Here is an 18,313-nt window from a genome sequence, read left to right on the forward strand (position 1 = left end):
TTTTTTTTGGGTTATAAACAAAAATTAGTGACTTATAAACAATTATTTGTAATAAGTCAACACCGATCTTTTTTAATTTTTTGTTACTTTCGCTTTATGGAAAACTTCAGGAATATAAACCCAGTTAAGGTCGACAAAACAACAATTATAAACCTGGAAAAAGGCAAACTACCACCACAGGTTTTGGAATTGGAAGAGGCCGTTCTTGGGGCCATGATGATTGATAAAAAAGGGGTAGATGATGTAATTGATATTTTATCACCTGATGCTTTTTATAAAGACGCACACAAACATATTTTTGAAGCGATAGTACAGTTATTTACCGATACGCAACCTATCGACTTACTTACTGTATCCGCACAATTAAAGAAAAACGCAAAATTAGATTTAGCTGGGGGTGATTTTTATTTAATCCAGCTTACACAAAAAATATCTTCATCAGCACATATCGAGTTTCACTCGCGAATTATTCTGCAAAAATTCATTCAACGAAGTTTGATTCGGATTTCTTCGGAAATAATTGAAGAATCCTATGACGAAACTACCGATGTTTTTGATTTATTGGATAGAGCAGAATCTAAACTCTATGAAGTTACTCAAGGGAATATAAAACGAAGTTCTGAAACAGCACAAAGCTTAGTATTACAAGCTAAAAAGAGAATTGAAGAAATAGCAGGACAGGAAGGGCTAAGTGGCGTGGCCACCGGTTTTGAAAAATTAGATAAAATAACTTCGGGTTGGCAGCCCAGTGATTTAATTATTATCGCAGCAAGACCGGCGATGGGTAAGACCGCATTTGTATTGTCAATGGCAAGGAATATGGCTATTGATTATGGAATGCCAGTGGCTTTATTCTCATTAGAGATGGCATCTGTGCAATTAATTACACGTTTGATTTCCTCTGAAACTGGTTTGTCTTCAGAGAAATTGCGTACTGGGAAGCTAGAAAAACACGAATGGGAACAATTGAGTACAAAGGTAAAAAATTTAGAGAAAGCTCCATTGTTTATTGATGATACGCCATCACTCTCTATTTTTGATCTAAGAGCTAAGGCAAGGCGATTGGTCTCACAGCACGGAATTCGAATCATTATTGTGGATTACTTACAATTAATGACTGCTGGAGGAAATGGTAAAGGTGGTGGAAACAGAGAGCAGGAAATCTCAACAATTTCCCGAAACTTAAAAGCATTAGCAAAAGAACTTAATGTTCCCGTAATAGCGCTTTCACAGCTATCGCGTGCGGTTGAAACCCGTGGGTCCAGTAAAAGACCTTTGCTTTCAGACCTTCGTGAATCAGGTGCGATTGAGCAAGATGCGGATATCGTGTCTTTTTTATACCGTCCGGAGTACTATAAAATTGACGAATGGGATGATGATGAAGCTTCAAATACAGCTGGTCAGGCAGAAATAATGATCGCGAAACACCGTAATGGTAGTATTGAAAACGTTCGTTTGAAGTTCATTGGGCATTTAGGTAAGTTTGATAATTTAGAAGATCATAGTGGTAATTATGATGATTTACCCTCTTCTATGAATCAAGACGATAATCCCTTTCAAACTAAAAATTTGCCTTCGCCACATGAAGCATTCGGGAGTAATCTCAATGATGATGAAGACGACAGTGACATGCCTTTTTAGAAAGTACCAAAAGCCTATTTTTATAGGCTTTTTTTATGCTCTGCATTAAATACTTTATTTCAAATAATTTCTTGAAAGAAGACCTCTTGAAGTTATATTGATTTAAAAATCTAGATTTGAGCAATTTAAATCTTTTCCTTTTCTATCTTTGATTCAAAACCTCATATAATGATTCCTAAAAGAGTACTGTTTATTTTAGTTTTTTTGGTATCGATTGCAACAAAAGCTTCTTTTATTTTGTTGCCAATGGATGAAAATACGCAACAGAATCACCTGAAAGCTTACGGGATTACTTTTTGGTGTTTAGAAAAAAACTACAAAGCCAGCTGGTTACTCAACTACCGTGGCGGGTCTTTCCTGTTACCAGACGCTCCAGAAATACGCAAAGAATGTCAGATTAGAGGAGTTAGTTTTGAAGTGCTTTCTGAAAGTGAAGAAACTAGAATTTTAAATGAAATAGCGAGCCCATCTCAAAACATGGACGCCGTTATCCTTGAAAAGGCACCAAGAATTGCAGTTTATACACCTAAAGGCAAGCAACTTTGGGATGATGCGGTTACACTAGTTTTGACTTATGCTGAAATTCCATTTACCCCAATATACGATGAGGAAGTTCTAAGTGACCAACTAGTGCTTTATGATTGGTTGCATTTGCACCATGAAGATTTTACGGGACAATACGGAAAGTTTTTTGGCGCCTATAAAAATGTTCCCTGGTACATTGAGGATAAGAAAGAGGCTCAGGAACTGGCATCCAAGTTAGGCTTTACAAAAGTTTCAGAGGAAAAAGGAGCTGTCGCCAAAAAAATAAGGGATTTTGTCGTTGGAGGAGGGTTTATGTTTGCCATGTGCTCTGCTACGGACAGTTTTGATATTGCTTTGGCAGCTGATGGCGTTGATATTTGTGAACCTATGTTTGATGGTGATCCAAGTGATGCCAATTATCAGTCTAGTATGAATTACGGCAACTCTTTTGCTTTTAAAGACTTTATCTTGGAACGAAAACCAGAGAAATATGAATTTTCAGATATTGACATGACGGAGAAACGGCGAATTCCAATGGAAAAAGATTATTTTACGCTAATGCAGTTTTCCGCTAAATGGGATCCTATACCAAGTATGCTATGTCAAAATCATACCCAACTCGTCAAAGGGTTTATGGGTCAGACTACTTCCTTTGATTCCGCACTAATTAAATCAAACGTTTTAATTATGGGTAGCTGTGAACTCAATGGGGAAGCACGATACATTCACGGCGAAAAAGGAAAAGGAATGTTTACATTTTACGGTGGGCATGATCCGGAAGATTTCCAGCATCAGGTGGGAGAAGCTCCCACAGTTTTGGATTTACACCCTAATTCTCCCGGATACCGATTAATTTTAAATAACGTTTTGTTTCCTGCTGCGAGAAAGAAAAAACAGAAGACCTAATCTTTGACTAGCTTCTAAAATAATCACTACATTATGGATTACGCATCAATTTTACGAGAAATACAAGAGGAGTCAAATGCATTTCCAATTAAGGGAAACGTAACGACAACTATACCAGAATTAGCTAAAGTGAGTCCAAATAAATTCGGTATTCATTTGACTACAATTGACGGAGACGACTTTGGAGTTGGAGATAGTGATGAAAAATTTTCTATTCAGAGTATTTCAAAAGCGTTAACCGTCGCTTTGGCCTTTTCTTTTTGGGATGAAAGAATATGGGAAAGAGTAGGCGTCGAACCTTCTGGAACTGCTTTTAATTCTTTGATTCAATTAGAACATGAAAAGGGTATACCGAGAAATCCGTTTATTAATGCTGGAGCGATCGTCATAGCAGATATCTTAGTTTCCTGCTTAAAAAATCCCAAGGAAGATTTTCTGGCATTTATAAGACTCATTTCTGGAAGTCCAGCAATTGATTACAATTTGGATGTAGCACAATCCGAAAAAGACACTCGTTTTAGAAATGCGGCTTTGGCCAACTTTTTAAAGTCATTTGGAAATATTGAAAATGATGTAGACACTGTTTTAGTATTTTTATTTTCATCAATGTTCCATCGAAATGACCTGCAGTGAATTAGCTCATTCTTTTTTCTTCTTTGCCAATGAGGGAAAAACGAAAGGAGGAAAGCAAATTTTGACAAAAAGTCAAGTAAAAAGATTGAATGCTTTGATGCAAACCTGCGGGTTTTATGATGAGTCGGGTGAGTTTACCTATAAAGTGGGATTGCCAGGCAAAAGTGGAATTGGCGGTGGTATCGTGGCTTTATTTCCTAAGATTTTCGTGGTAGCAACTTGGTCCCCTAAGTTAAACAAGAAAGGCAATTCAGAATTGGGAATGCATGCATTGGAATTATTGACGACAAAAACAGGAATGTCAGTTTTTTAATAAAAAAAAGCTACTGTTTCCAGTAGCTTTTATGTTCACATAAAAAAATTAAACAATACCATGTTCGTTTTCCTTATCGAGGTATTCCTGTACAATTTCGATAGCATTAGTTACTACATCGCTCAAGCAGGTAATAAAACTTCCTTCCTCTGCAAATTTTATGGCATGTCTTATAGCTTCCGTTTCTTTTGGGATAATTTCATAAGTCACATCTTGACCTGATGCGGTAATCCCCTCTAATATCAGATTTATTATTTCTTCTTCGCTTCTTCCTCTCAAATATTTTTCTTGTCTAATGATGATGTGATCAAACATTCTCGCAGCAATGGTGGCACATTCACGAATATCTTCATCGCGACGATCACCAATACCCGCAATAATTCCAATTTTTTTGCTGGCATCTACACTTTGTAAGTATTCTTCAACACCTCTGTAACCGGAAGCATTATGCGCAAAATCAATCAACACTTTAAATTTTCTGAACTCAAAAATATTCATGCGGCCCGGTGTTTGAGCAGCACTAGGAATGAAAGTCTGTAAGGACAAACTAATATCTTCAGTTTTGAATCCCCAGACATAACTAGCTAAGGTCGCTGCTAGAACATTTGCAATCATAAATTTGGCTTTTCCGCCAAGTGTCAAAGGAACATGTGTGGCACGTTCGATTCTGATTTTCCATTCTCCTTTTTTGATGGTGATAAACCCGTTCTCATAAACAGCAACTGTTTTTCCTTCAGCGCTTAATTTTTTTATAAATGGACTTTCTTCGTCTAAACTGAAGTAAGCGACATTACAGTTTAGCTCAGCACCTAATTTCATGCAATGTTCATCATCTCCATTCAAAATTGCCCAGCCATCTTTCTTGATGCTCTCGACGACAGTCGCTTTTACTTTTGCCAAATCTTCCAGAGAGTGAATGTCACTTATTCCTAAATGATCTTCTTGAATGTTGGTAATAATACCTATGTCACAAATACTGAAACCCAATCCGGAGCGCAATATACCTCCTCTTGCCGTTTCCAAAACAGCAAATTCAACTGTAGGATCTCTTAATACATATTGTGCACTTTGAGGACCGGTAGTATCTCCTTTTTCCATCATGTGATTTTGAATATAAATCCCATCAGAAGTAGTGAAACCTACTTTGTAGCCATTGTTTTTTACAATATGTGCAAGCAGTCGTGTAGTGGTTGTTTTACCATTAGTTCCTGTTACTGCGATAATTGGAATACGGCACGATTTTCCAGGAGGATAGAGCATATCAATAACAGGAGCGGCCACATTTCTAGGTAAACCTTCAGATGGAGCAAGGTGCATTCTAAAACCGGGTGCTGCATTTACTTCAAGAATAACACCACCATTGTCTTTTAAAGGCTGTGTTAAATTCTCTGCCATAATATCTACACCACAAATATCTAATCCAATTACTCTTGATATCCTTTCTGCTAAAAATATGTTTTCAGGATGTAGCATATCTGTTATGTCTACAGAGGTGCCGCCTGTACTTAGATTAGCGGTAGATTTCAAATAGACAACCTCACCGGATTCTACAATAGTTTCTAAAGTATAGTTCAATTTTCCAAGCAGATCTTCGGTATCCCTGTCAACATCAATCTGTGTTAAGACATTTTCATGACCATAACCCCTTCTTGGATCTAGGTTTACAATGGCAATTAATTCTTGGATTGAATTTTCCCCATCTCCTATTACATGAGCAGGTACTCGTTTTGCTGCGGCTACTAATTTATTGTCAATTACTAATATTCTAAAATCAAAACCGGTAATGAATTTTTCAACGATAATACGTCTGCTGTATTCTTTGGCGAAAGCCAAACCAGAAACAGCATCTTCCCAATTGGTAACATTAATGGAAGCTCCTTTACCATGATTTCCGTCAAGTGGTTTCAGGACGATGGGATAGCCAATTTTATTGATAGTTTCTGCTAAATCCTCTTCGTCTACACAAATACTCCCCTTAGCTACAGGAATTGAAGCCATATCAAGCATCTTTTTTGTCAGCTCTTTGTTGCAGGCCATATCAACAGCTATACTGCTGGTCTTGCAGGTAATTGTAGCTTGAAAACGCATCTGATTTATACCATGACCCAATTGAACTAATGAATTAGTTCCTAAGCGAATCCAAGGAATGTTTCTTGAAACAGCCTCTTCCACGATACTTCCAGTACTTGGTCCCAAACGGACACGTTCCCTGATTTCTCGCATTTTTTGTAAATCGCTTTCCAAATCATATTCGGTTCCCGCAATCAAAGACTCCGCGATCGCAACGGCTGATTCCGCAGCAAAAAGGCCAACATTTTCTTCTGTATAACTGAAAACAACATTATAGGTCCCGAGTGTTTTGGTTTCACGAGTTCTTCCAAAGCCAGTGTCCATTCCTGCCAGTGTTTGTATTTCAAGTGCGATATGTTCAATTACATGTCCCATCCAAGTACCGCGTTCCACTCTGGAAAAAAATCCGCCGCGACAACCTTCTGAACAGCGATGTTCAATCAGTGTAGGTAACATTGCTTCTATTCTTTCTTTAAATCCTTCTATTTTATTGGTTGGAAATTGTTCCATTTCCTCCAAATCCAATCGCATTTGGATTAATTTTTTTCTTTGGATACTCCAAATATTTGGTCCACGAAGAGCTTGTACTTTGATTATTTTCATAAAAACGAAAGGGTTATACTAGTTGAGATTAATTTATATTGGTAAATTCTATTCTGTATTTTTCTTTAAAAAAATATGTTGCAACCAATATAAAGGTTTTTACAGATGAAACAAAATTTATGTAGTATAATTAACAGTAACGGTGACTTTATTATTTTAAAATAAACACAGTAGTTCAATAGCTCCTTTTTTTATTTTGTTTATTTTTGTCAGATGAATATAACAGGAAAATTAATAATAATAGGTGGTGCAGTAGACAAAGGAAGTTTTACTGAAGCTGATATAGATAAAAATAGCGCCAGTAATCTACATTTTTTTGAAACTGGAATTCTTAAAAGAATAATCAGCGAGTCTAAACATAAAGAAAATTCACGTATCGAAGTAATTACTACAGCATCAAATATTCCAAAAGAAATTGGTCCTGAATATGTGGAAGCATTTGCTTATTTAGATGCTAAAAATATTGACGTTCTTTATATAGACAAACGCGAAGAAGCGGCAGATGAAGCTGTTTTGACGCGCTTAAAAGCAGCGGATGTCGTAATATTTACAGGAGGAGATCAATTGCGTTTAACTTCCATTCTTGGCGGAACTCCATTTCACGATATCTTATTGGATAAATACCATAATGAAGAATTTGTGTATGCTGGAACATCTGCTGGAGCAGCAGCAGCCTCCAACAATATGATCTATCAGGGAAGCAGTTCAGAAGCGCTATTAAAGGGTGAGGTAAAAATCACAAGTGGACTGGGTTTAATTGACGGAGTTGTGATTGACACCCATTTTGTAAGGAGAGGAAGAATAGGTAGACTGTTTCAAACAGTCGTAAGTAATCCCAGAGTTCTTGGTATTGGATTAGGAGAGGATACGGGTTTGTTAATTACTAATAATAATCAGATGGAAGCGATAGGTTCTGGATTAGTTATTTTAGTTGATGGGCGAGATATCAAGGATACTAATCTGACTCAGGTAAAATTGGGCCAGCCTATTTCAATAAATAACTTGGTGGTGCACGTGATGAGTATGAACGATACTTATGATATTAAAACGCATAAAATGCAAATTCATAATTCATAATATAATTAAGCTATTTTGAGTTTGAGTAAAAGCAACGCTATGTTGTCTTTTGTTTCTAAAATAGCTATTCTAATTCGCACAATAGAATTAGAAATCTGAAATATAAAAATAATGAAACTAATTATACACGGTGGTTTTTTCTCTGAATCCTCCACCAGTCCTGAGACAAAAGTAGCCAAACAAGCGGCTTTAGAGCAAATAGTTAAGGACTCCTATGACTATTTAAAAACGCATTCAGCGTTAGAAACAGTTATTTTTGCAGTTTCAATGCTGGAAGACAATGAATTGTTCAATGCTGGCATCGGGTCCCAAATACAAAGTGATGGGAAAATCAGGATGAGTGCTGCGATAATGGACGGAGAAACCCAGAAAGTGAGCGGCGTGATCAATATTGAACAAGTAAAAAACCCAGTTCAAGTGGCGCAAATATTAATGCAATACGACGATCGAGTCTTAGGGGGGAGTGGCGCTACAAACTTCGCAAGGAAAAATGGGTTTGAATCATTTTCGACCGAAATTCCGCAACGTCGTGCAGAATATGAAGAAAAATTAAAATCATTTGGTACAGGAACCGTAGGTTGTGTCGCTTTTGATCGAAACGGAAACATTGCTGCGGCAACATCTACAGGAGGTAAAGGATTTGAAGTTCCGGGTAGGATATCTGATTCAGCAACTGTTGCTGGGAATTATGCCAATGCCTTTTGCGGCGTGAGTTTAACTGGAGTAGGAGAGGACATCATGAGTAATGCCACCGCTGCTAAAATTGTAACGCGTGTTACTGATGGTTTTTCGTTAAAAGAAGCTTTTACTAAAACTTTTAAGGAACTAAAACCTTATGATGGCTTTGCAGGTGCTATAGCGATTGACAGTGAAGGAAATAGCTATCATCAGGATTCTCATCCTTCTATGGTTTTTGCGAGTTTTGACGGCGATAAATTTGAAGTATTCGAATAATTAATTTAATGAGAACTCGAACCAGATAGGGATATGGTCTGATATTCTTCTTGCTTCTTTTAAAGTATTAAAGTCTTTGTAAAAAGGAATAATCCCTGCGTTCATTCTTTTAATTTTGGATGTTTTGTAATACATATTGTCATATTCAGACGCAAGGTATTTATTCTTTTTACATTTTTGTTTTAAAGATGTTTTTTGACCAACCAATATAGATTGATATCCCATTTTTCTTAAAGGATTAAAAACGCTGTGCGATTGTGGACAATTAAAATCACCGGCAAATATTAAATTTAGAGTAGGGTATTCATCAGGTAGAAACTTAAAGTATTTTATTTCGGTTTCGGGTTGCATTTTTTTGGTTATCGCATGAAAGTTAACAACAGTAAATTGTTTGTTTTCGAATTGAAAAGTACAAAAATAAGGTTCCCGCTCAATTTCTAAATGGTATCTTTTTTCTAACCATGCGGTACCAATTTTTTAAGTTTTGCGGTTTTCCATATAAAAGCATAACGTTCCGTTTTATAGGCGCTACTGTTCGTTGGATCACTAATTACATAATCCCATTTGGTTCCAGTACGGTTCAGTTCGTCTGCTAGTTTTGCAACCGCTTGAACACCGCCATAACCTGCCACTACTTCCTGAATGGCAATAACATCATAGTCCCGCACAGCATTAGCAATATAGTGAATGGTCTTCTGAGATTTGGAATGACCTAAATTTGCAATATTCCAGGAGATGAGTTTGGTTTGGGGATAAAAGACAGAACAGAAAAGGAGTAGAAAGACTAAAAGAATACGTTTCATTTATTGGGAAAAAACTAAGATTGAATAAGCTGCAACTTAATAAATTATATTGGAAGAATGGGATGTTATTCTTCGAAACTGATAAAATAAAAAGTAGCTACTAGTAAAGTAGAAGATAATTAAAGTCAAGGTTTTTAATCACCTGCATAGATAATTTACCTGATTCTTAGATCGTATTCATAACCATCTAAATCAGTCGCCATTAGTTTTTGTTTGCCAACCCATTCCACTACAATTTCAATTTTCTCAGCATCTTTTCTAATAAGGGTACCAAGACCAATTTTCCCTTCAATATTTATATTTCCGTTGACATGGTTACCGTCTTCATCAGTGCCTGCGACGCTGTAGTCATAATGATCAAGTTCCAAGGTTTCGATTTGTTTCTTAACCTTAGCATCTGAATGATGGGTTACTTGTTTTGATTCTCCTGAATTTTTGCAAGAGCCCAAGACTAGAGATAAGCAACAAAACATTATTTGGATGGTATTTAATTTCCCGGTCATCTTTGTTTTTTTATCAAAAGTACAAGGAGATAAAGTGATTTCCGTACGGAAAACCTCATTATGGGTTAATTTTTATTCATTTGGAACAGGATGTATATAGCACAGAGAGTTCCTGCTAGCATCACTATTATTTGTGTCTATTGAAATGCATCTCTAGTACACAAGGATAATTGGTTCATATAAGTTCCCTTTGAAGTTATTCACGTACTCTTTGTCTTATTTGAAAAATCATATGATAAAGAATAGTAAAGGTACAGATTGCTTGCTATAAATTCTCTGGCTTTTTTCTGCAGGATTCAAAATTAGTTTAGGCTTTTTAATTATTGAACCATTTAAATACAGTGAAAAGTATAGTTATTGAGTTAAAATTCCCGCTGTTTATCGATACGTCTTTTCAAATGGACAAATAGTTTTTTGGCTGCCACCTTATATTTTTCAGAAATTATTAATTCAATAAATTGATAGTGCTGAACTATGATAAGTTTATATTGAAAGGTTTTAAAGTAAGTTCTGATGACAAGAAGTACTGCGATAATCAACTTTAGGGCTATCAGGAAAGGTAGTTCTTGCCTATCTCCTATAATCATTGTAATTAATAGGGCTGCCAGACCATAATACATAGTGTTGTAATGGTATTTTCTCCTTTTTATATTAGTTAACTTTTTTAATTGTACTTCTCTCTCTCATTATTTTCAATAACGTACATGCTATCTTCAAATACTGTGGCGTACGTGTTTGTAAGTTCAGGAGAATAACTAGGAATTGAGCCTTTACTGATGATTAAATTAGGTTTTATAGAGAGTTGAGGTGTAAAAATCATTTATCTAAGCAGGTATTTGTTAGAACAATATAAGTAACATTGTTAGTGATTTTTTGTTGCAGGATTCCTCGTCAGGCGTAGTGGCGCAATGCTATTTAGTACCGTTTAGAATCATTCAGCGCTGGTGTTAACTATTTTGGATTGAATTTTAATTATCTTTTTAATTTGTTTTTCTGTAAGAAGATTTTTCTTAGTTGCGGCAGTAAGAAGGTCATTTAGTGCGTCCCATTTTACTTTCATATAGGGAAATATTGCTAATGAAACTTCATTTCCTTTCTGAGCTTTTTTATAATGCTTGATGCATTCCTTAACATAATTCTTATAATCAATAAGTTGATTACCCCATTTATTATCAATGAAGTTTTCGTTTCTTTCTGTAGTATTATCCAATACTGCTGTTTTGTTGTTAATTTGCATGATTTGATTATTTAAATGTAACACTCCCTGGTTTTAAAATAAAAGCAAATTTAAAGGCAATATAAGAGACTACCTTAAGGGAAACCGTAAAGGGCTAAATATTTCTTTTTATGGAGTTGGTATAATTGTAGATTTAATGCCAAATGATTGAGATTAGCACAAGTGGTAAATCAGCTGTTCAAGTGACGATGATGTTGAAGTAAACCGTGTTTTGTAAATTTTTTAGGCAATATATAGGAAAGAGTTCGCTCTTTAAACCAAACCCAAATCTTTGGCGATGGCTATTAGATGCACATTGTTATTGGCTTTGAAGTAAATTTTTAGTTTGTTAATTCGCTTCTCTATACTGCTGCTGCCATTAGGTATTATTCCCGTATTTTTGAATTCCACTGAAATTTCATCTAGGATGCATCCTTTGGATAATAACTTCAAAAGCGAAATATCGTAGGCTTCGATTTCATGAAGAGATTTGTCATTTAAAGTATAGGTTAGGCCTGATGAAATATTTTTTTCGTCAGTCTTAAAAATGCTTTCCACCGCATTCTTAAGCTCAGGGATGCTATTTCGTCCTTTCGAAACATAGGCATTAATACCTAAATTATTAAATAAGGATTTTATTCTATATGACTTATCCTCTATTGAGAATACAATTGTTTTAATATCGGGCTGAATTTTTTTCACAGCTTCAATAAGTTCATCGCCGCAAGTCAGCTTGTTTTCGCGATGATCCGTTTTAAACGATAAATCGGAGATTAATAAATCGTAGGGCTCATTATCGTAGAGTGCCTTTTTTATTTGCAAATAGGCATCGTCACAATATTTAGAATGTTGAATTACTTCAATAGAGAGTGTTTCTAGAGCTTGCACAACGGCAATGCTGATACTGTCTAAATCTTCGGCAACTAATACTTTTTTGAACATAACGATTATATAGGGAATATGATACTTGATTTAAATCCTTTACTTGATTTAGAATCAAAGGTAATTGTTCCTTTTATAGCGAGAATACGGTTTTCCACATTATGAAGTCCATTTTTTGAATTTAGCTTCTCAATAGCTACTCCTATGCCGTTATCAGTGTATTCTACATATAAATTATTTTCATATATTTTGAAGGACAGTACGACTAAACTAGCTTCACTATGCTTTTTCATATTGATTAGGAATTCCTGAAGCACTCTGTATAATGTGATTTTTTTAATATCTGTGATAGTAATCCAGTTGATAGTATCTACTCCGTAAATCAAAATATTCACGTATTCAGTATCGAAACCAGAGATCATTTCTTTTAGGTTAGTTATAAAATCAGGCCCCATTGGAATGAAATTGTTTTATTTAGATATGTTACGCGTTCTGGAATAGATAGTATCTAAATTGTCAAGGAGAATTTCTTTGTTATGAGAAGAGGATAGGTCTTGTGTTTCCACAAATGCCATCGTCTGGTAAACATCGTTTGCCAGTTCATCGTGAAGTTTTTTTGCTATTCGGACTTCTGTATCGTAGGAGGTTTTAATTTTTCCTCGTTTACTTTTTTCAACGAGATAGGAATATATAAAACCAGTAATAGTAAGTAGGAGTCCAACTATAAAGTAAAGGTTCAAAGTTGTGTTTTTTTGGAGTTGTAACTCTAACGCATTTTCATCTTTTTGGGCTTTTAGTTGTAGAATTTCATCGTTTCCTTTCTTAGAATCATATTTCATTTTTGCAAATTGATTTTTTGCCTGTTGACGAACTTTGGTGATACTGTCGTTGATGTGTATGTAATTAAGAGAATATTTTTTTAATGAAGTGCCGCTACTATTTCGAATTAATAGTTTTAAGGATTCTAATCTTATATCAACATTATTTAGAATTGTTGATTTGTCATATGATAATTGAGCATATTTTCTAGATAAATTAGGGCTATTTTTTTCATAAAATAGAGATAGATTATAAAAGCTCGTTACTAAAGTCCAATTATTCTTTAATTGTGTTCTTATTTTTAATGACTTTGTTAAAAAATCAAGGCTTTTTGGGTTGCCAGTTTTGAAATAGCAATGTCCAATATTATTAATTATTCTTGAGTTTTCCGTAGGGTCATTTTTAACTTTATTATCAAGAGTCATTGGTAATAGTATTGTTAAAGCTTTTTGATACTCCTCTTGTTCCATGTAAGTTAAGGCAATATTGTTTAAAGCACCATTATGTCGGTATCCATCTGTTTTTAAATCTAGAGCGCTATTAAAGTAATAAAGAGCATAATAATAATCAAATGTATTTAAATAGTTAATTCCCAATATTGTATATATGCTCCATTTACAATTAGGATTTGTTGTGGTTTCTAAAATTGGCATAGCCTCCATAGCTGTAGTCTCACTGCCGCTGAAATCGCCTTGATTTTGTTGTATAGTTGCTAGATTTGAAATGGCGTAGACATATTGTTTAGGATGTTTTTTTGGATCACAAGCTAATTTTGCTTTATCAAAGTAATAGTAGGAGCTGTCATATTTACTACTTTCAAAATAGTCATCACCTAAGGCTATCAGTCGTTTGATTTCGACTAGATCACTTTTCTTTTCCGGAATTACTGGCAGTTCTTTTTTACAGCTTTGTGTAAAAATTACAAGCAAAATAAAAAATAAAAGATATAGCTTCTTTGGTATCATAAATCGAAATTACAGTATTTATTTACGAAAGGGAATTATTTGAGAAACTATTTATATAAATCATTGATGCTTGTGGAAATTGGTCTAATCGGGGGAGTTTAAAAACAAAAAACCCCAATCTTTCGATTGAGGTTTCTCTATAAGTAAGTAATCTAAATTGAGTTTATAAAACGTTTATTTTACTTTATTAAGTACAGCTTTGAAAGCTTCAGGGTGGTTCATCGCTAAATCGGCAAGAACTTTTCTGTTCAATTCGATTCCATTAGCTTTTACTTTTCCCATGAATTGTGAATAAGACATTCCTTCTAATCTAGCTCCAGCGTTGATACGTTGAATCCATAAAGCACGGAAATTTCTTTTGTTCACTTTTCTGTCACGGTAAGCGTAGCACATTGCTTTCTCTACCGCATTTTTAGCTACTGTCCAAACGTTTTTACGTCTACCAAAGTATCCTTTGGCTAGCTTCATTATCTTTTTTCTTCTTGCTCTTTTTGCAACTGAATTTACCGATCTTGGCATAATTTTATTGTTTTTTTGTAGCAGGCGTCCCGAATCAAATCAAGAGAACTTAAAGGCCATACTCCAAGGTTATTTGAAATTGTTTTTAACCTAAAGAATTTAAAAAAGTGTTCAGTTTTGAGATTTTAGTGTTCAGTTGGAAACTGCTTACTAAGAGCTGACTACTGATTACTAAATTATATAATTCTTAATTGTTGTTTGATGCTTTTCATATCTGATTTGTGAACTAGCGCTGAATGTGTCAAAGCTAATTTACGTTTTTTAGATTTTTTAGTCAAGATGTGACTTTTAAAAGCATGCTTTCTTTTAATCTTTCCAGAACCAGTAACTTTAAATCGTTTCTTGGCGCTAGATTTGGTTTTCATTTTAGGCATTTTTTCCTAGTGTTTTAATTTATTCTTACTTACTTATCTTTAGGCTGAAGTTATTTCAGCCTCTTATTTTATTTCAATTGCAATGTTTCAACTGTCAATAACTGAAGGCTGAGACTGCAAACTGACACTATTTTTTCTTTTTCGGAGCAATGAACATAATCATTCTCTTTCCTTCAAGAACCGGCATCGCTTCCACTTTACCGAATTCTTCTAAGTCCGTAGCTAATCTTAATAATAAGATTTGACCTTGGTCTTTATAGATTATAGAACGTCCTTTGAAGAAAACAAACGCTTTCAATTTAGCACCCTCTTTCAAGAATTTTTCAGCATTCTTTCTCTTAAATTCGTAATCATGCTCATCTGTTTGAGGACCAAAACGAATTTCTTTAACTACTACTTGCGTAGACTTCGATTTTAGGATCTTATCACGTTTCTTTTGTTCGTAAACAAATTTCTTGTAATCCATGATCTTACAAACGGGTGGTTCTGCATTTGGCGAAATCTCAACTAGATCTAATTCAAATTGATCAGCTAATTTTAGGGCTTCAGTAAATTTAAAAACTCCTGGCTCTATATTTTCACCTACAAGACGTACTTCTTGTACACCACGAATAAGATTGTTTATTCTGTGTGCATCCTTCTTTTCTACGCGAGGTTGATAACCTCTGTTGCTTCTTATTGCTATGACTTTATAATTTAAGTTAAACTGTAAATACTTTTAATGTCTTTTTGATCTCTTCGTCTACTATTGCAGCAAACTCTTCGATTGTAACGCTGATGTTTCCCTTTCCTTCCTGTCCATGACGCCGGATAGAAATGGTACCGTTTTTCTCTTCTTCCTCGCCTACAATCAGCATAAACGGGATCTTTTGCATTTCAGCGTCTCTAATTTTCTTACCTATTGTCTCACTTCTGTTGTCAACGAGGGCGCGAATTTCGTGATTTTCTAACAAATTTAAAACTTTTTTCGCATATATTTCGTATTTTTCACTCAAAGACAATATAATAGCCTGTTCAGGCATTAACCAGAGTGGGAAATTTCCTGCTGTGTGCTCCAGTAAGATGGCTATGAATCTTTCCATCGAACCAAAAGGAGCTCTGTGAATCATAACCGGTCTATGTAATTCGTTATCAGAGCCTTTGTAAGTTAAATCAAAACGTTCCGGTAGGTTGTAGTCTACCTGAATTGTTCCTAATTGCCATTGTCTTCCCAAAGCATCTTTTACCATAAAATCCAACTTTGGACCATAGAAAGCTGCTTCGCCGTATTCGATAACGGTGCTCAGTCCTTTGTCTGCAGCAGCATTGATAATGGCATTCTCCGCTTTTTCCCAGTTTTCATCACTTCCGATGTACTTTTCTCTGTCCTCTTTATCTCTTAAAGAAATTTGAGCAGTAAAGTTTTCAAAGCCCAAGGAGCCAAAAACATAAAGAACTAAGTCAATTACTTTTTTAAACTCTTCATCCAGTTGTTCCGGCGTACAAAAGATATGTGCGTCATCCTGAGTAAAACCGCGTACGCGAGTCAGTCCGTGTAATTCGCCGCTTTGTTCGTATCTGTAAACAGTTCCAAATTCAGCATATCGTTTTGGTAAATCTTTGTATGACCAGGGTCTTACGTTGTATATTTCGCAGTGATGTGGGCAGTTCATCGGTTTCAATAAAAACTCTTCTCCTTCATGTGGAGTAGATATTGGCTGAAAGCTGTCAGCTCCGTATTTGGCATAATGACCAGAGGTAACATAAAGCTCTTTGTGACCTATGTGAGGGGTAACCACTTGCTCATAACCTGCTTTTTTCTGTGCTTTTTTCAGGAATTGTTCTAATCTTTCTCTTAATGCAGCTCCTTTTGGTAGCCACAACGGTAGACCTGCACCTACTTTTTGTGAAAAAGCAAACAGTTCAAGTTCCTTTCCTAGTTTTCTATGATCGCGACGTTTTGCCTCTTCAAGTAAAAGTAAGTACTCAGTTAATTCTTTTTGTTTTGGGAATGAAGTCCCGTAAACACGTGTTAGTTGTTTGTTTTTCTCATCACCTCTCCAGTAAGCACCAGCAACGCTCATGATTTTCATCGCTTTGATGATACCTGTATTTGGGATATGTCCTCCACGACATAAATCGGTAAAGGTATCATGATCGCAAAACGTAATCGTTCCGTCCTCAAGATTGGTGATCATCTCGGTTTTGTAAACGTTGTCTTTGTATAGTTCTAGTGCATCTGCTTTAGAAACAGGACGAAGATTGAATTCGTGTTTTCCTCTTGAAATCTCAAGAACGCGATCTTCAATTTTCTTAAAGTCAGCCTCGGTTATTTTGTGATCTTCAAAATCTACATCATAATAGAAACCATTAGCAATCGCTGGTCCAAGTGTTAGTTTGATACCAGGATACATTTCCTCAAGAACTTGTGCCATGACGTGTGAAGTCGAATGCCAAAAAGCTTTCTTCCCGCTCTCGTCATTCCATGTATATAATATAAGACTGCCATCCGTCGTCAAAGGAGTTGTTGTTTCTACTGTTGTACCGTTGAAAGAAGCCGAAATTACATTTCTGGCAAATCCTTCACTAATGCTTTTAGCAACCTCCATTGGAATGACGCCTGACGCGAACTCTTTAACTGACCCATCGGGCAAAGTAATCTTAATCATTGTTTGTTAATTTAAGAGTGCAAATATAGTCATTACAAAAACACAAACAATAGATAGCTAAGGTTTGTTCTATATATAGGAGTCAAAACAAAGCGCTTTACTAGGTAGTTCCATAATAAGTGATGCGTAATTTATTTTCAGGAGCTATTTCCCGCTATTCGTTACAATCTACATCGCCGAACGCCGGCTCAGTAGGATTTCCACTGCTATCGGGGCTAGGGGGAGTAGTGTCGTATTGGTTGTTTTTTGTTTATAATAATATATGCCGTATTAAAATGGTATGCTTAAAAGTTATTTGGTGAGATAAATACTCTCCCGGCTAGATGGGAGAATCCTCATTCTTCTTCAGGCGGGTTTAGGCAGTTCGATTTAGTTTGGAATTTGTCATGTTACGTTATTAATATAATATAAGCAAGTTGAAACTGCATCGACAAACACTTTGTCTGCTTTAGAAAGAGTTGGATAGAGGATTAGACGTGTAATAAAGCTAATAAATTTCGCATTATAGTCTGCGATCCATTAAAATACTTGCAAAGCACTTCGCTTACGCGCTGATAATTCCTACTTTTAACAAATCAACTCAAAAAGTACAATTCTCAAATAATAGATTTTCAGTGACTTAAAAATAAAGTTACTAAAAGGTTAAAAAAAGGCAATTAAAAGTATTGTTTAGCGGTATAAAGGTGGTACTTTTGCACCCGCAACGACGAATAAGTTCTTTACATCCTGCTAAGCAAATGAAATAATAAAGAAAATTTATTTTCTAAAAATTTTCAAAAAAGCTTGCGAGAAACAAAAGAAGTTGTACTTTTGCACCCGCTTCGAGAAACACACTAAGTGTATTAACTGAGGCGAAAAAATT

General features: G+C 35.4%; 17 protein-coding genes and 1 pseudogene. 5 read left to right on the plus strand and 13 right to left on the minus strand.

The annotated features are described in order from the left end of the window. The first annotated feature begins 96 nt into the window (after positions 1-96). The 3 genes and pseudogenes from dnaB (at position 97) to A3SG_RS19910 (ending at position 4,018) form a co-directional block, all read left to right on the plus strand. Positions 97-1,641 carry a replicative DNA helicase gene (dnaB, locus tag A3SG_RS0113370; RefSeq protein WP_029596810.1) on the plus strand — a complete coding sequence of 515 codons (1,545 nt, stop codon included), beginning with the start codon at positions 97-99 and terminating at the stop codon, positions 1,639-1,641. A gap of 168 nt (positions 1,642-1,809) precedes the next feature. Continuing rightward, entirely contained in the window at positions 1,810-3,072 is a 1,263-nt protein-coding gene (locus A3SG_RS0113375; protein ID WP_016990526.1) for a hypothetical protein, read from the plus strand. 33 nt (positions 3,073-3,105) lie between these two features. Then, positions 3,106-4,018: pseudogene (locus tag A3SG_RS19910) on the plus strand (glutaminase). Positions 4,019-4,066: 48 nt separating this feature from the next. Here the strand turns inward: A3SG_RS19910 and cphA are convergent. Further along, the gene (gene cphA / locus A3SG_RS0113385; protein WP_016990527.1) at positions 4,067-6,691 is read right to left on the minus strand and encodes a cyanophycin synthetase; all 2,625 of its coding nucleotides are present in this window, start codon (positions 6,689-6,691) and stop codon (positions 4,067-4,069) included. 213 nt (positions 6,692-6,904) lie between these two features. Here cphA and A3SG_RS0113390 point away from each other — a divergent pair, with 213 nt between their 5' ends. Both A3SG_RS0113390 and A3SG_RS0113395 read left to right on the plus strand, forming a co-directional pair. Next, complete coding sequence (locus tag A3SG_RS0113390; protein ID WP_016990528.1) at positions 6,905-7,768, plus strand: cyanophycinase; 864 nt, start codon at positions 6,905-6,907, stop codon at positions 7,766-7,768. Between the two features lie 111 nt (positions 7,769-7,879). After that, entirely contained in the window at positions 7,880-8,722 is an 843-nt protein-coding gene (locus A3SG_RS0113395) for an isoaspartyl peptidase/L-asparaginase (RefSeq protein ID WP_016990529.1), read from the plus strand. On the opposite strand, the gene A3SG_RS22990 is transcribed toward A3SG_RS0113395, so the two are convergent. From A3SG_RS22990 to thrS, 12 genes are all read right to left on the minus strand, one after another. Then, positions 8,723-9,073, minus strand: coding sequence for a hypothetical protein (locus A3SG_RS22990; protein ID WP_316945250.1), 351 nt, complete (start codon positions 9,071-9,073; stop codon positions 8,723-8,725). It lies immediately after the preceding gene. Between the two features lie 104 nt (positions 9,074-9,177). Beyond that, positions 9,178-9,525: a hypothetical protein gene (locus A3SG_RS22995; RefSeq protein WP_316945251.1), complete on the minus strand. Its 348-nt coding sequence runs from the start codon at positions 9,523-9,525 to the stop codon at positions 9,178-9,180. A gap of 155 nt (positions 9,526-9,680) precedes the next feature. Beyond that, the gene (locus A3SG_RS20875; protein WP_016990530.1) at positions 9,681-10,028 is read right to left on the minus strand and encodes a hypothetical protein; all 348 of its coding nucleotides are present in this window, start codon (positions 10,026-10,028) and stop codon (positions 9,681-9,683) included. Positions 10,029-10,692: 664 nt separating this feature from the next. Next, the gene (locus A3SG_RS21660; RefSeq protein ID WP_157485474.1) at positions 10,693-10,848 is read right to left on the minus strand and encodes a hypothetical protein; all 156 of its coding nucleotides are present in this window, start codon (positions 10,846-10,848) and stop codon (positions 10,693-10,695) included. A 111-nt stretch (positions 10,849-10,959) separates the two neighbouring features. Next, a complete protein-coding gene (locus A3SG_RS0113415) occupies positions 10,960-11,265 on the minus strand; it encodes a hypothetical protein (protein ID WP_016990532.1) in 306 nt (101 codons plus the stop codon). A 252-nt stretch (positions 11,266-11,517) separates the two neighbouring features. Further along, positions 11,518-12,186 carry a response regulator transcription factor gene (locus A3SG_RS0113420; RefSeq protein WP_016990533.1) on the minus strand — a complete coding sequence of 223 codons (669 nt, stop codon included), beginning with the start codon at positions 12,184-12,186 and terminating at the stop codon, positions 11,518-11,520. Between the two features lie 5 nt (positions 12,187-12,191). Beyond that, positions 12,192-12,581: a sensor histidine kinase gene (locus A3SG_RS20880; protein WP_016990534.1), complete on the minus strand. Its 390-nt coding sequence runs from the start codon at positions 12,579-12,581 to the stop codon at positions 12,192-12,194. 15 nt (positions 12,582-12,596) lie between these two features. Beyond that, on the minus strand, positions 12,597-13,910 hold the full coding sequence (locus A3SG_RS19925; protein ID WP_016990535.1) for a tetratricopeptide repeat protein: 1,314 nt from the start codon (positions 13,908-13,910) through the stop codon (positions 12,597-12,599). Positions 13,911-14,084: 174 nt separating this feature from the next. Next, positions 14,085-14,429, minus strand: a complete 345-nt coding sequence (rplT, locus tag A3SG_RS0113430) for a 50S ribosomal protein L20 (protein ID WP_016990536.1) — start codon at positions 14,427-14,429, stop codon at positions 14,085-14,087. Positions 14,430-14,605: 176 nt separating this feature from the next. Further along, the gene (rpmI, locus tag A3SG_RS0113435; protein WP_007136182.1) at positions 14,606-14,803 is read right to left on the minus strand and encodes a 50S ribosomal protein L35; all 198 of its coding nucleotides are present in this window, start codon (positions 14,801-14,803) and stop codon (positions 14,606-14,608) included. Positions 14,804-14,930: 127 nt separating this feature from the next. Beyond that, positions 14,931-15,488, minus strand: a complete 558-nt coding sequence (gene infC / locus A3SG_RS21315; RefSeq protein WP_369828532.1) for a translation initiation factor IF-3 — start codon at positions 15,486-15,488, stop codon at positions 14,931-14,933. A gap of 16 nt (positions 15,489-15,504) precedes the next feature. Next, the gene (thrS, locus tag A3SG_RS0113445) at positions 15,505-17,451 is read right to left on the minus strand and encodes a threonine--tRNA ligase (RefSeq protein ID WP_016990538.1); all 1,947 of its coding nucleotides are present in this window, start codon (positions 17,449-17,451) and stop codon (positions 15,505-15,507) included. Positions 17,452-18,313 lie beyond the last annotated feature (862 nt).

The organism is Flavobacterium sp. ACAM 123 (genome assembly GCF_000264055.1).
GTDB lineage: Bacteria > Bacteroidota > Bacteroidia > Flavobacteriales > Flavobacteriaceae > Flavobacterium.